The sequence below is a fragment of the Streptomyces sp. B15 genome (assembly GCF_018070605.1).
Lineage (GTDB): Bacteria > Actinomycetota > Actinomycetes > Streptomycetales > Streptomycetaceae > Streptomyces > Streptomyces smyrnaeus.
This window is the reverse complement of sequence record NZ_JAGPXJ010000014.1, coordinates 1-13,637: the sequence shown is the minus strand read 5'-3', so window position 1 is coordinate 13,637 and position 13,637 is coordinate 1. Positions and strand designations below refer to the sequence as shown.

Genomic DNA, 13,637 nt, shown 5'->3' with positions numbered 1-13,637 from the left:
TGGGTGCGGCTCGGTCTGATGGCTGTGCCGGCGGCCTTCTTCGCCGTCTTCTTCGGCTACCCGGTGGTCGCCATCGTCGGGCGGGGGCTGCGTGAGGGCGGACAGTGGCAGCTCGGCCGGATCGGGCAGGTGCTGAGCGACCCGGACATCCTCCAGGTGGTGTGGTTCACCCTCTGGCAGGCCGCCGCCTCGACAGCGCTCACCCTCGCGCTGGCACTGCCGGGTGCCTATGTGTTCGCGCGGTTCGACTTTCCGGGCAAGCGGGTGCTGCGTGCCGTGGTGACCGTGCCGTTCGTCCTGCCGACCGTCGTGGTCGGCTCCGCCTTTCTCGCACTGGCGGGACGCGGGGGAGTCCTGGACGAATGGTTCGGGGTACGGCTGGACACCAGTGTGTGGGCGATCCTGCTCGCGCATGTCTTCTTCAACTACGCGGTCGTGGTGCGCACCGTGGGCGGCCTGTGGTCCCAGCTCGACCCGCGCCAGGAGGAGGCCGCACGGGTGCTGGGGGCCGGTCGCCTCACCGCCTGGCGGCGGGTCACCCTGCCGGCGCTGGCACCCTCCGTGGCAGCTGCCGCGCTGATCGTCTTCCTTTTCACCTTCACCAGCTTCGGTGTCATCCAGGTACTGGGCGGTCCGCGCTACGCCACACTGGAGGTGGAGATCTACCGGCAGACCGCCACCTTGCTGGACCTGCCGACGGCGGCTGTGCTGACGCTCGTCCAGTTCGCGGCCGTCGCCGCGCTGCTGGCGGTGCACGCCTGGTCGCTGCGCAAGCGGGAGAGCGCGCTCAGCCTCGTCCCAGCGGAACACACCGCACGGCGTCCCGCAGGTGCCGGGCAGTGGGTGCTGCTGTGCTCCGTGCTGGGCGTGATCCTTGTGCTGACTGTTGTGCCGCTGCTGGTGCTGGTACAGCGGGCATTCGGGGGGCCGGACGGGTACGGGTTCACCTTTTTCCGCGCACTGGCGGCACAGTCCGACAGTGCGACCTTTGTCGTCGCGCCTGTCGAGGCCGTCGGCAACTCACTGGCCTACGCCGCCGTCGCGACCGTCATCGCCCTGGTGGTGGGTGGATCGGCCGCTGCCGCGCTCACTCTCCCCGATCCCCGGCGCCGTCCGGGCGGACGGGCCTTCGGCCTGGCACGGCTGGTGCGCGGTTTCGACGCGCTGCTGATGCTGCCGCTGGGCACCTCTGCCGTCACCGTCGGCTTCGGTTTCCTCGTCGCGCTGGACGAGCCCCCGCTCGATCTGCGCTCCACCTGGATCCTGGTGCCCCTCGCGCAGGCACTGGTGGGCGTGCCGTTCGTCATCCGCACCATGCTGCCGGTACTGCGCGCTGTGGACGTACGGCTGCGTGAGGCCGCTGCCGTGCTGGGCGCCTCCCCGCTGCGCGCCTGGCGGGAGGTCGACTTCCCGCTCGTGCGGCGGGCACTGGTGGTGGCCGCCGGGTTCGCCTTCACCGTCTCGCTGGGCGAGTTCGGGGCGACAGTTTTCATCGCCCGCCCGGACACTCCCACCCTGCCGGTCGCGGTGGCCAGGATGCTGGGCCGCGCCGGGGAGTCGTACTACGGCCAGGCGATGGCCCTGAGCACCATCCTGATGCTCGTCTGCGCGGGCGTTCTGCTCGCGCTGGAGCGCGTCCGAATCGACCGCCAGGGGGAGTTGTAGATGCTGCGGCTGGACGGTGTCACCGTGCGCTTCGGGGAGCGGACCGCGCTGGACGCGGTCGACCTGGAGGTGGCCGCACACGAGACGGTGTGCGTACTGGGGCCCAGCGGCAGCGGGAAGTCCACCCTGCTGCGGGTCGTCGCCGGGCTGCAACAGGCCGACGCGGGACGAGTGCTGCTGTCGGGGCGGGACCAGAGCGGGGTGCCGCCGCACCGGCGGGGCGTCGGGCTGATGTTCCAGGACCACCAGCTCTTCCCTCAGCGCGATGTCGCGGGAAACGTCGCCTTCGGACCGCGCATGCACCGCACGGACCGGGCCGAGACCGGGCGCAGGGTGGCCGAACTGCTGGACCTGGTGGGACTGCCGGGCGCCGGTGGGCGCGCCGTGACCGCGCTGTCCGGCGGTGAGCAGCAGCGCGTCGCGCTCGCCCGCGCGCTGGCACCCGAGCCGAAGCTGCTGATGCTGGACGAACCGCTGGGCCAGCTCGACCGCGGACTGCGCGAGCGCCTCGTCGTGGAGCTGCGGGGCCTCTTCCGGCGACTGGGTACGACGGTGCTCGCTGTCACGCACGACCACGGGGAGGCCTTCGCACTCGCCGACCGCGTGGTGGTCATGGAGAACGGACGCATCGCGCAGGCCGGCACCCCGCTGGAGGTCTGGCAGCGCCCCGCCTCCGCGTTCGTGGCCCGCTTCCTGGGCTTCGACAACATCACCGCGGCCACCGTCCACGGGGAGAGGGCGGTCACCGGCTGGGGCCACATCGCCGTCCCCCAGGGCACTCCACAGGGCAGCACCCTGCTGCTCGTACGCCCTGGAGGGGTGCTGCTGCGCGCACCGGATGAGGGGCTGCGCTGCACGGTGGAGGCGCGGACGTTCCGGGGCGGGGACGCCTCTACGGTGACCGTCCTGCTGCGTCCGCACGAGGGGCCGGCCCTGGAGGCCGCCTGCACGCTGCGGGACGCTCCGCAGGAGGGCATCGAGGTGGGTGTGGTCTTCGACCCGCGCGAGGTGGTCGCACTGGACGGCGGGGAGGGGGCGGTCGCCGAACCGCCCACACAGCCGGCCGGCAGCCGCTCGTAGCCGTGGGACGCCGATCCGCTGTTCGGACAGCCCTCCCCGGGGGTCCTCCGGCGTACCGTCTCAGTGCGGTGGGAGCGGAGTGAGCAGCCCGGCCGTCGTGGCGAGTGCCGTGAACACTGCCCACAGCACGCCGGCCCGCAGCAGCGTCACAGCCCGCCCCAGTCGGCGGGGCGCCCCGATCCGGTCCAGCAGCTCCCCCAGCGGCGCACGGGCGTGCCGGGCCCGGGTGAGCGCCGCCAGCACGGCACCGGCCACACAGCATCCGGTGAGTGTCGCCGTCGCCCCCACCAGCGGGCCGGGCGCGAGCGGCGCGCCACCGGTGAGCCGCGCGCGGGCGAGGGCCACCAGTGCCGCCGCAACAGCGCTGAGTGCGCCCAGCGAGCGGCCGAGGAAGAGCGCTTCGCGTACCAGTGTGCGTCCTGCCAGCAGCCGTACCGGTCCCGGCCGCAGGGCGCCCAGCAGGCGGCCGCTCCACGCTGCCAGGCCGGGACCGGCCAGCATCAGCCCGAACGCCGCGAGCAGCCACCCGGCGGCCAGCGGTGAGGTCGCCAGGTCCTCGACGCGCACCTCCCGGTCTTCGAGCCGTGCGGTGCCGGTCACGGTTGCCACCCGCGGTGCGTAGGCGGCCAGCAGCAGCCCGCCGGAAGTCAGCGCGGCCCCCCACAGCAGCCCCGCCCGGCAGGAGGGGCCGGAAGCGTCCCGGCGCCCGGCGCCGGTCTGCTCGGATCCGGTCGGCCCCCGGTGGCTCCGTGCCGGTGTCCCAGGTTCCGCCGCCGCGCCCGCTGCCGGTGCCGGGGCACCGGATCTGGCTCCCCAGGCGGCGGCGAGCGCGGTCAGCAGGGGGACGGTGCTCAGCAGTGTCACGACGGCGGGTGCGGGCAGCGGCTGCTCGGGAAGCGGGAGCCCGGTGGCGGCTCCCGGCAGCGTCAACCCGTGCACCGAGCCGTCGGTGCCGACGAGACCGCCGATGCCGCCCCGTGCGGTCACCAGCAGAACCAGTGCGCTGCCCGCCAGGCCGGGGACCGCGGCGGTGCGCGCGGCCAGCAGCGGCAGCCGGGCGGGCCCCAGCCCGGCGGCGTCCAGCCCGGAGCGGACCTCGGGGCGCGGCTCGGTGCGTCCGAGGGCCGCGGCGAGCTGTGCGGCGACGGCGAGCGGGACCAGGCACCACAGCAGGCGCACCAGTGCGGCGACCCGGTGGCCGGGGTGTTCCAGGGCGTAGGAGAGGGTGGCGAGCAGCAGCAGTCCGATGCCTGCCGAGGCGCACAGGAGCAGCAGCCGGAGCAGGAGCGTCAGGGGCGGTGCGGTGAGTGTCAGACGGAGAGTGAGCACGCTGCCGCGCCTTCCGATCCTGCGGAGCGTGCGGCAGCGCCGCTGTGGGCGGGGGCGCGGGACCGCCGCCCGTCGGTGAGTGTGACGATGCGGTCCGCGAGCGCTGCGCCGGTCGCGTCGGAGGTGCGTGCCGCCTGGTCGAGGGTGAAGTCGTGGGAGGCGAGGAGGACGGTGATGCCGTGCGAACGGGCCGCCGCGCTGAGCGCCCGCAGCACTTGAGCGCGGTCGCTCTGGTGCAGCGGGGCGGTGGGTTCGTCGGCGAAGAGCACGGTGGGGGAGTGGACGAGGGCGCGGGCCACCGCGACGCGCTGGCGCTGTGCTTGGCGGAGCGCGGCGGGCCGCTTGCTCGCGCAGTCGCCCACGTCCAGCCGGTCCAGCCAGCAGCGGGCTGCGCGGCGGGCGGCGCGGTAGCCGCTGCCGTGCAGCAGGAGAGGGAGCGCGGCGTTCTCCCAGGCGGTCAGTTCGGGGACGAGGCGGGGGCTGCTGTCGATCCAGCCGAAGCGGTGCAGCCGCAGTCGCTCACGGGCGGCCCGGCCGAGGGTGTGCACGGGGGCGCTGTTGAACCACACTTCGCCCTGTTCGGGCAGCACCTGACCGGACAGACAGCGCAGCAGTGTGGTCTTTCCGCTCCCCCGGGGGCCTGTGAGGGCGACGATCTCGCCCTCCCGGACACCGATCGAAACGCCCTGCAGCGCGGGTGAACCGTCGTAGGCGTAGTGCAGTCCTCGCGCCCAGAGCACGTCGTCCGGCGGGGCGGTCATGGGGCACCTCCACTCAACATCGCGAGCCGTCATTCCCTCTGGAGGGTGAAACGAGGGGCGGTGGCATCGGTCACTGGACCGATGCCACCGCCCCTCATGCGGCCGTGCCGGGTGGCCTGCGGGTTCCGGGCGCGTCGCCGCTCACAGCTTCGCCCGCGCTCTCAGCTGCGCTCACGCGTACAGCTTGCTGAGGCCTACAGCTTGGTCCACGCCTCCGTCAGTACGGAGCGCAGGATCTGCTCGGCCTCGTCGAACACCTTCTGGTCGGAGATCAGCGGCGGGGCGAGCTGGACGACCGGGTCGCCACGGTCGTCGGCGCGGCAGTACAGACCGTTCTCGTACAGCGCCTTGGACAGGAAGCCGTACAGGACGCGCTCGGACTCCTCCTCGGTGAACGTCTCCTTGGTGGCCTTGTCCTTGACGAGTTCGATGCCGTAGAAGAAGCCGTTGCCGCGGACGTCGCCGACGATCGGCAGGTCGTGCAGCTTCTGCAGGGTGCTGTAGAAGTTGCCCTCGTTGTCCAGCACGTGCTGGTTGAGGCCCTCGCGTTCGAAGATGTCGAGGTTGGCCAGGGCGACGGCGGCCGAGACCGGGTGGCCGCCGAAGGTGTAGCCGTGCAGGAAGGTGTTGTCACCGTTGTAGAAGGGCTCGGCGAGGCGATCGGAGATGATCGCGGCTCCTATCGGGGAGTAGCCGGACGTCATGCCCTTGGCGCAGGTGATGATGTCGGGCACGTAGCCGAACTTGTCGCAGGCGAAGACGGTGCCCAGCCGGCCGAAGGCGCAGATGACCTCGTCGGAGACGAGCAGCACCTCGTACTTGTCGCAGATCTCGCGGACCCGCTGGAAGTATCCGGGCGGCGGGGGGAAGCAGCCGCCGGCGTTCTGCACCGGCTCCAGGAAGACCGCGGCGACGGTCTCCGGGCCCTCGAAGAGGATCTGCTGCTCGATCTGGTCGGCGGCCCAGCGGCCGAACGCCTCCGGGTCGTCGCCGTGGATCGGGGCGCGGTAGATGTTGGTGTTGGGCACCTTGTGTGCGCCGGGGACCAGCGGCTCGAAGGGCGCCTTGAGGGCCGGCAGCCCGGTGATGGCCAGGGCGCCCTGCGGGGTGCCGTGGTAGGCGACGGCCCGCGAGATGACCTTGTGCTTCATCGGGTTGCCGGTCAGCTTGTGGTACTGCTTGGCCAGCTTCCACGCCGTCTCGACCGCCTCGCCGCCGCCCGTGGTGAAGAAGACCTTGTTCAGGTCGCCGGGCGCGTGGTGCGCCAGCCGCTCGGCCAGTTCGATCGCCTTGGGGTGCGCGTAGGACCAGATGGGGAAGAAGGCGAGGTCCTGGGCCTGCTTGTTGGCGGCCTCCGCCAGCTCGGCGCGGCCGTGCCCCGCCTGGACGACGAACAGGCCCGCCAGGCCGTCGAGGTAGCGCTTGCCGTCGGTGTCGTAGATGTAGACGCCCTCGCCGCGGGCGATGGTCGGAACCGGCGCGTGCTGGTACGACGACATGCGGGTGAAGTGCATCCACAGGTGGTCGTTCGCGGTGCGGGAGAGGTCCTTGCTCCCCTGGCTGGCGTGACTGTCCTTGCTCACTGTTATCGCGTTCCCCATGTGTAGGTCTGCTTGCGCAGCTTGAGGTAGACGAAGCTCTCCGTCGACCGCACGCCCGGCAGGGTCCGGATGCGTTTGTTGATCAGTTCGAGGAGATGGTCGTCGTCGTGGCACACGATCTCGACGAGCAGGTCGAACGAGCCCGCCGCGATCACGACGTAGTCGACCTCGTCGATCTCGGCGAGCGCGTCGGCGACCGGTTCGACGTCACCGTCGACCGTGACGCCGAGCATCGCCTGGCGCATGAAGCCGACGGTGAGCGGATCGGTCACGGCGACGATCTGCATGACGCCCTGCTCCTGGAGTTTCTGGACGCGCTGGCGCACGGCCGCCTCCGACAGGCCCACGGCCTTGCCGATGGCGGCGTACGGACGTCGTCCGTCCTCCTGGAGCTGTTCGATGATTGCCAGGGACACGGCATCCAGGGATGAGGAGCCGGCTGTCTTCTTCGAGTCGCGAGCCACGGGTGCCACTGTGCATGAGACATCCTCCGTCCCGCAACCCTTGAGCGATGTAATCCGCAGCCAATCGGGCGGCTGAACACTGATTCCGTTGTTCGGTGGCGTTGGGCATATCGAAAACGTTGCTCGGCCGGTTAGGGTGGCAGTCTCACCCAATGGACAACGGAGCAGGAGGGGTGCCAAGTGACCACCGAGCTGCGTCGACTGCGCAACTACATCGACGGGGAGTTCAGGGACGCCGCTGACGGCCGGACCACCGAGGTGGTCAACCCGGCGACGGGTGAGGCGTACGCCACGGCACCGCTGTCCGGCGCCGCCGATGTCGACGCCGCGATGGCCGCCGCCGAGGCCGCCTTTCCCGCCTGGCGGGACGCCACGCCCGGAACCCGTCAGCAGGCCATCCTCAAGATCGCCGATGCCCTGGAGGCGCGGGCCGACGAGCTGCTGGCCGCCGAGTGCGAGAACTGCGGCAAGCCGCTGGAGCTGACCCGGCAGGAGGAGCTGCCGATGATGCTCGACCAGATCCGCTTCTTCGCGGGCGCCGCCCGGATGCTGGACGGCAAGTCGGCCGGCGAGTACATGGAGGGCCTGACCTCCTTCGTGCGGCGCGAGCCGATCGGCGTATGCGCCCAGGTGGCGCCGTGGAACTACCCGGCGATGATGGCCGTGTGGAAGTTCGCCCCGGCCCTCGCGGCGGGCAACACGGTCGTGCTCAAGCCCTCGGACACCACCCCGGCCTCCACGGTCTTCATGGCCCAGGTGATGGGCGAGATCCTGCCCAAGGGCGTCTTCAACGTGGTGTGCGGTGACCGCGACACCGGCCGGCTGCTCGTCGAGCACAAGACCCCGGCGATGGCCTCGATCACCGGTTCGGTGCGCGCCGGTATGGAGGTCGCGGCCAGCGGCGCCAAGGACCTCAAGCGGGTGCACCTGGAGCTGGGCGGCAAGGCCCCCTGCGTCGTCTTCGACGACGCGGACATCCCGGCGGCCGTGGAGGGCATCAGGGACGGCGGCTTCTTCAACGCCGGGCAGGACTGCACCGCCGCGACCCGCGTACTCGTCCAGGAGGGCGTCTACGAGGAGTTCGTGCAGGCACTCGCCAAGGCCGCAGCCGAGGTGAAGACCGGCGACCTGAGCGACGAGGACTGCTTCTACGGCCCGCTGAACAACCCCACCCACCTGGAGAAGGTGGAGGGCTTCATCGACCGCCTGCCCGCCCACGCCAAGGTCGAGGCCGGCGGCGAGCGCGTGGGAGACAAGGGGTACTTCTACGCGCCGACCGTCGTCTCCGGGCTCAAGCAGGACGACGAGATCATCCAGAACGAGGTCTTCGGTCCGGTGATCACCGTCCAGAAGTTCACGGACGAGGCGCAGGCGGTCACCTGGGCCAACGACGTGGAGTACGCGCTGGCGTCGTCGGTGTGGACGACCAACCACGGCACCGCGATGCGGATGTCCAAGTCGCTGGACTTCGGCTGTGTGTGGATCAACACCCACATCCCGCTCGTCGCCGAGATGCCGCACGGCGGCTTCAAGAAGTCCGGCTACGGCAAGGACCTGTCGATGTACGGGCTGGAGGACTACACCCGCGTCAAGCACGTCATGACGGCGATGTGACCCCGCTCGCGCGGTGAGCGCTGCCCGGTGGGCGCCGCCCCGGTGGGCGCCGTCTCGCACCTCGGGGCCCGCACCCTGCCGCAGGGTGCGGGCCCCGTCGTACGCACACGCGATCGTCGTACGGTGCGCGGTCCCGGGCTCAGGACTGGTACGGGTTCCGGGGCTGCTGGCCCGCGAAGGGGTTGCCGCTGTGGGCGCCGCCCGGCTGCGGCGGCACACCGCCCGCGCCCTGCTGCGGGCCGGGCCCGCCGGCCGGAGCGGCGCCCTGGGCCAGCAGTTGTTCGGCCGACTCCTTGGAGACCTCCGTCTGCGCTCCGCAGAAGGTGCACTGGATCGAGTGCTTCGCAGGTGCGATCGGGAAGAGCGGGATGAAGAACAGCGAGAACTTCGTCACGCGCTTGCGCAGCGGGTGCGCGGACGGGTTTCCGCAGAAGCCGCAGAGGAGGTTCAGCATCGCCAGCTGCACCAGCTTGCTGCTGGTACCGAAAATGATCACGGCGGTATCCATTCACGAGTGCGTAGACGGCGTGTATGAGCCAATCATTCGCAGGTGCCCCGCGTAAGGCACCTCATGTAACAAGCCTGCCCCAACTCCCGCGGGCGGGCGAGGACTCCAAGGCGCTCACCAGCCGGGCGATGTGGTTGGTGGTGATCGCGTCGACGCCCAGTGCGGCGAGCCTGCGCATGGTGCGCACCCGATCGACCGTCCAGGCGGAGACCAGTCGTCCGTCGGCGTGCGCGCGGGCGATCAGTTCCGGGGTGAGCAAACCGAAGCCGTAGTTGAGCCAGCGGGGCCGCAGCTCCTCCAGCAGGGTCGGCCGCACCGGTGCCGCACGCTCCCAGGTGAGCGCCAGCTCGGCGCCCGGCTCCGCCGCGCGCACCCGCCGCATCGCCTCCGGGCCGCCGCAGTAGTAGACGCGTTCGGCCGCGTCGGCAGCGCGTACCGCGGCGACGGTGGCCGGCACCGCCGCCGGGTCCGGCAGGTCGATGAGCGTACGGACCGTGTCGGTGGCGGCCAGCGCGTCGGGGAGCGAGGGCACGCCCTCGGCCAGGGCGGTCAGCCGCTCGTGGGTGAGCGCGGCGAGCGCGGCCTCGTGGCCCCACAACCGCTCCAGCGTGCGGTCGTGCAGCACCACGGGGACCCCGTCGCGGGTGAGCCGTACGTCGAGTTCCACGGCGTCCGCACCCGCGGCCACGGCGGCGCGGAAGGAGGGCAGGGTGTTCTCCCGCGCCGCGAAGGGCGCGCCCCGGTGCGCCACCGCGGCCGGCCGCCCACGCGGCGGGCCGGCCTGCGGTGCGGCCGGAGCCGTCTCGTCGGTCACCCGGTGCGCTGCCAGGTCGCCAGATAGGTGTCGATCTCCTCGCACAGTCGGGCCTTGCCCGCCTCGTCCAGGAAGGACACCTTCACCGCGTTCCTGGCGAGCGTCGCGACGCCGGGCGCGTCCAGGCCCAGCAGCCGTGCCGTGATGCCGTACTCGGTGTTGAGGTCGGTGCCGAACATCGGCGGGTCGTCGCTGTTGACCGTCACCAGTACGCCCGCCTTGGCCATCTCGCCGATGGGGTGGCTATCCAGCGTGTCCACGGCCCGGGTCGCGATGTTCGAGGTGGGGCAGACCTCCAGCGGGATGCCGCGCTCGGCCAGGTGCTCCAGCAGCCGCGGGTCCTGGACCGCGCTGGTGCCGTGGCCGATGCGCTCGGCACGCAGCGAGGTGAGCGCGTCCCAGATCGTGCCCGGTCCCGTCGTCTCGCCCGCGTGCGGGACGCTGTGCAGCCCGGCGGCCAGCGCACGGTCGAAGTAGGGCTTGAACTGCGGCCGCGGCACACCGATCTCCGGTCCGCCGAGCCCGAAGGAGATCAGCCCGTCCGGTGCCAGCTCGGTGGCGATCCGGGTGGTCTCCTCCGCCGCCGCGAGTCCGGCCTCGCCGGGGATGTCGAATGTCCAGCGCAGCACCACGCCGAGTTCCCGCTCGGCGGCGCGGCGGGCGTCCTCGATGGCTTCCAGGAAGGCGCCGTCGGGAATGCCGCGGCTCACCGAGCTGTAGGGGGTGACGGTCAGCTCCGCGTACCGGATCGACTGCCGCGCCATGTCGCGGGCGATCTCGTACGTCAGCAGGCGCACGTCCTCGGCGTCCCTGATCAGGTCCACGACCGACAGATAGACCTGGATGAAGTGGGCGAAGTCGGTGAAGGTGAAGTACTCCGAGAGCGCGTCGGCGTCCGCCGGCACTCCCGCCTCCGGGTGGCGGGCCGCGAGCTCGGCCACGATCCGTGGCGAGGCGGAGCCGACGTGGTGCACGTGCAGCTCCGCCTTGGGCAGCCCTGCGATGAAGGCGGCCAGATCGTCGGAAGGATGGGACAAGGGGGCCTCCGGCTGGTTGCGGGTCCGCAACATCGTAGGCGGCTGCCGCACCGGGTGATGTCCGAGCTGCCGCTTAGCATGAGGGACAGGGAACGGAGTACAGGAGGGGGACGCGATGGACCAGGGGGCAGGGCAGATGCCGTCGGCCGGAGCGCCCGGGCACGGGGGCACGGGCAACGGCGCCGGCCCGGGTGAGGAGAAACCGCCCCCGATACCGACCGCGCCGGACGGACCGGGCCGCTCCTACGGCGGTCGGTACGCGCCGGGCCACGGCCCGCAAGGCGGCTCCGCGGGACAGGGGGCGCCGGGCGGATACGGCGGCGGACCGGCCGGACCCCCCGGCTATCCCGGCTACGCCGGACATCCCGGGGCTGGAGCCACCGGCTGGACCGGGGGTTACGACGGCTACGCGGGCCACGGCGGCTACGCAGGTCAGGGTGGCCCGGCCGGCTACGGTGGCCAGTCCGGCCACGACGGTTACGGTGCCGGGGCGTACGCGCCCTATGGATACGGATGGCAGGGGCCGCCTCCGCCGGCAGGGAAGTCCGTGGCGGCCATGGTGGTCGGCATCGCCAGCGTGGTGCTCGTCATCACCTGCTGGGGCAGCTTCCTCGCCGTCTTCTCCTCCGTCGTCGCGCTGGTCCTGGGCGTCAGTGCCCGGCGCGGAGTGGACCGGGGCGAGCTGGGCGGCGGCGGACAGGCGACGGCCGGGTTCATCCTCGGCATCGTCGGACTCGTGCTCTCGGTGGTCATCAGCACGCTGCTGATCCTCGGGCTGACGGTCTGGTCGGACGACTCCGGGAGTGGTCCGGGCGGCGGCGGCAGCGGTGACTCCTACGATGCGCGGGGCGCACGGGCTCCGGCGGCTCTGGCGCTGTAACGGCCGAGCCGCCGCTCGAACGCCGAGCAGCCGTATGTCAGTTGCGCCAGAGGCGGCCCTCCCGCGGGATGTGGGGAGGGCCGCCTTTCGCATGTGCCGCGCCGGAGTCCGCCCTCGCGCCGCCGCGGGCTCTCCCATCGCGAGGCGAAAGCTCCACCGGAGTATCGATTCCGTGGCGTAATCAAAAGATAACTACGGAATCCCTTGTTGGATGGTCGAACCCCTGTCAGGATCGGCTGCCAACAGTGGTCCGGGCCACGGTGCCGTGTCAGGTGAACCGTGGCCTGAGGCCGCCGGAGCACGCCGTACGCCGTAGTGGTCAGGAGTCCCGATGGTCCAGCGCTTCGATGTGTCCGAACGGTTCGCCGCGGGCGCCCAGTACGTCGCGGGCAGGCTGGGGCCCGGTACCTCGGGCCGTACGCACGCGGTCGTCGACCCGGCGACCGGCCAGGAGCTCCACACGTACGAGCTGGCCGGCGCAGCCGACGTCGACACCGCCGTGAGTGCGGCCGCCGAGGCCCTGCCCGGCTGGGCGGGCGCCACCCCCGCCGAGCGCTCCGACGCGATGCACCGCTGGGCGGCCCGGCTGACGGAGCTGACCGACGAGTTCGTCCACGCCGAGTCGCTCCAGTGCGGCAAGCCGCTCAAGCTCTCCGCCGAGTTCGACGTCCCCGGCTCCTTCGACAATGTCGCCTTCTTCGCGGGCGCCGCCCGTCACCTCACCGGTGCGGCGGCGGCCGAGTACAGCGGCGAACATACCTCCGCCATCCGCCGGGAACCGCTCGGCGTCATCGGCTCCATCGCCCCGTGGAACTATCCGCTCCAGATGGCGGCCTGGAAGATCCTCCCAGCTGTGGCGGCAGGCAATACCATCGTCCTCAAGCCCTCCGAGCTCACCCCGTTCACCTCCCTGATGTTCGCGCAGGCCGCACACGAGGCGGGCATCCCGGCCGGTGTCATCAACATCGTCACGGGCGCGGGCCGGGACGCGGGTGAGGCGCTCGTCGCACATCCCGGCGTCGCCATGACCTCCTTCACCGGCTCCACCGCGGTCGGCAGGCGCGTCGCCGAGATCGCCACCACGGCCTCCCGGCCCGCCAAGCGCCTCCATCTGGAACTGGGGGGCAAGGCCCCCTTCCTGGTGTTCGACGACGCCGACCTCCAGGCCGCGGCCCACGGCGCGGTCGCGGGCGCGCTGATCAACACCGGGCAGGACTGCACAGCGGCGACCCGCGCCTACGTCCAGCGCCCACTGTTCGACGCGTTCGTCTCCGCCGTCGCCGACCTCATGAGCGACGTGCGCGTCGGTGATCCGTTCGCCGACGGTACGGACCTGGGGCCGCTCATCTCCCACGCACAACGCGACCGGGTGGCCGGTTTCGTGGACCGGGCCCGCTCCTACGCCACCATCGTCACCGGCGGTGAGGCTCCTGGCGGGGAACTGGCCAAGGGCGCGTACTACCGGCCGACGCTCATCACCGACGCGCCGCAGGACAGCGAGGTCGTTATGCAGGAGATCTTCGGCCCCGTTCTGGTCGTCCTCCCCTTCGACTCCGACGATGAGGGCATCGCCCTGGCCAACGACACCCCCTACGGACTCGCCGCCTCCGCCTGGAGCCGTTCCGTCTTCCGCACCGGGCGCGCCGCGCGGGAGCTCCAGGCCGGCTGTGTGTGGCTCAACGACCACATCCCGATCATCAGCGAGATGCCGCACGGCGGCTACAAGGCCTCCGGCTACGGCAAGGACATGTCCGCCTACTCCTTCGAGGAGTACACGCAGGTCAAGCACGTCATGTCGGAGACGACCGGCGTGGTGCGCAAGGACTGGCACCGCACCGTCTTCGGCGACCGCTGACAGCACCCGCCGCACCCGACCCTTCACTC

At 71.6% G+C, this 13,637-nt stretch carries 12 protein-coding genes; 5 read left to right on the top strand and 7 right to left on the bottom strand.

The genetic code is table 11. The features are described from left to right. Positions 1–3 precede the first annotated feature (3 nt). On the top strand, positions 4–1,665 hold the full coding sequence (locus tag KBY19_RS09255; RefSeq protein WP_307843479.1) for an iron ABC transporter permease: 1,662 nt from the start codon (positions 4–6) through the stop codon (positions 1,663–1,665). Further along, complete coding sequence (locus tag KBY19_RS09250; RefSeq protein ID WP_099884638.1) at positions 1,666–2,745, top strand: ABC transporter ATP-binding protein; 1,080 nt, start codon at positions 1,666–1,668, stop codon at positions 2,743–2,745. It abuts the gene before it with no gap. A gap of 60 nt (positions 2,746–2,805) precedes the next feature. On the opposite strand, the gene KBY19_RS09245 is transcribed toward KBY19_RS09250, so the two are convergent. The 4 genes from KBY19_RS09245 to KBY19_RS09230 all read right to left on the bottom strand — a co-directional run bounded on the left by KBY19_RS09245 (position 2,806) and on the right by KBY19_RS09230 (position 6,909). Further along, on the bottom strand, positions 2,806–4,074 hold the full coding sequence (locus KBY19_RS09245; RefSeq protein ID WP_210965574.1) for a hypothetical protein: 1,269 nt from the start codon (positions 4,072–4,074) through the stop codon (positions 2,806–2,808). After that, complete coding sequence (locus tag KBY19_RS09240; RefSeq protein WP_099884640.1) at positions 4,056–4,835, bottom strand: ABC transporter ATP-binding protein; 780 nt, start codon at positions 4,833–4,835, stop codon at positions 4,056–4,058. Before KBY19_RS09240 ends, KBY19_RS09245 begins: the two co-directional genes overlap by 19 nt. A 194-nt stretch (positions 4,836–5,029) precedes the next feature. Continuing rightward, complete coding sequence (locus KBY19_RS09235) at positions 5,030–6,436, bottom strand: aspartate aminotransferase family protein (RefSeq protein WP_210965573.1); 1,407 nt, start codon at positions 6,434–6,436, stop codon at positions 5,030–5,032. Further along, positions 6,421–6,909 (bottom strand): Lrp/AsnC family transcriptional regulator, encoded by a 489-nt coding sequence (locus tag KBY19_RS09230; protein ID WP_099884642.1) that lies wholly within the window; start codon positions 6,907–6,909, stop codon positions 6,421–6,423. Before KBY19_RS09230 ends, KBY19_RS09235 begins: the two co-directional genes overlap by 16 nt. 171 nt (positions 6,910–7,080) lie before the next feature. On the opposite strand from KBY19_RS09230, the gene KBY19_RS09225 reads away from it, so the two are divergent. Next, on the top strand, positions 7,081–8,514 hold the full coding sequence (locus KBY19_RS09225; RefSeq protein ID WP_099884643.1) for a gamma-aminobutyraldehyde dehydrogenase: 1,434 nt from the start codon (positions 7,081–7,083) through the stop codon (positions 8,512–8,514). Between the two features lie 139 nt (positions 8,515–8,653). Here KBY19_RS09225 and KBY19_RS09220 read toward each other — a convergent pair whose 3' ends face one another. The 3 genes from KBY19_RS09220 to KBY19_RS09210 form a co-directional block, all read right to left on the bottom strand. Next, the gene (locus KBY19_RS09220; RefSeq protein ID WP_099886819.1) at positions 8,654–9,010 is read right to left on the bottom strand and encodes a zinc-ribbon domain-containing protein; all 357 of its coding nucleotides are present in this window, start codon (positions 9,008–9,010) and stop codon (positions 8,654–8,656) included. A gap of 73 nt (positions 9,011–9,083) precedes the next feature. Beyond that, a complete protein-coding gene (locus KBY19_RS09215; protein ID WP_099884644.1) occupies positions 9,084–9,836 on the bottom strand; it encodes a glycerophosphodiester phosphodiesterase in 753 nt (250 codons plus the stop codon). Continuing rightward, positions 9,833–10,873 (bottom strand): adenosine deaminase, encoded by a 1,041-nt coding sequence (locus tag KBY19_RS09210; RefSeq protein WP_247690787.1) that lies wholly within the window; start codon positions 10,871–10,873, stop codon positions 9,833–9,835. The genes KBY19_RS09215 and KBY19_RS09210 overlap by 4 nt, the downstream gene beginning before the upstream one ends. Before the next feature lie 115 nt (positions 10,874–10,988). Here KBY19_RS09210 and KBY19_RS09205 point away from each other — a divergent pair, with 115 nt between their 5' ends. Together KBY19_RS09205 and KBY19_RS09200 are read left to right on the top strand one after the other, a co-directional pair. Further along, complete coding sequence (locus KBY19_RS09205) at positions 10,989–11,753, top strand: DUF4190 domain-containing protein (protein WP_185018248.1); 765 nt, start codon at positions 10,989–10,991, stop codon at positions 11,751–11,753. A gap of 331 nt (positions 11,754–12,084) precedes the next feature. After that, positions 12,085–13,608, top strand: coding sequence for a gamma-aminobutyraldehyde dehydrogenase (locus tag KBY19_RS09200; protein ID WP_210965571.1), 1,524 nt, complete (start codon positions 12,085–12,087; stop codon positions 13,606–13,608). The last annotated feature ends 29 nt before the right edge of the window (positions 13,609–13,637 follow it).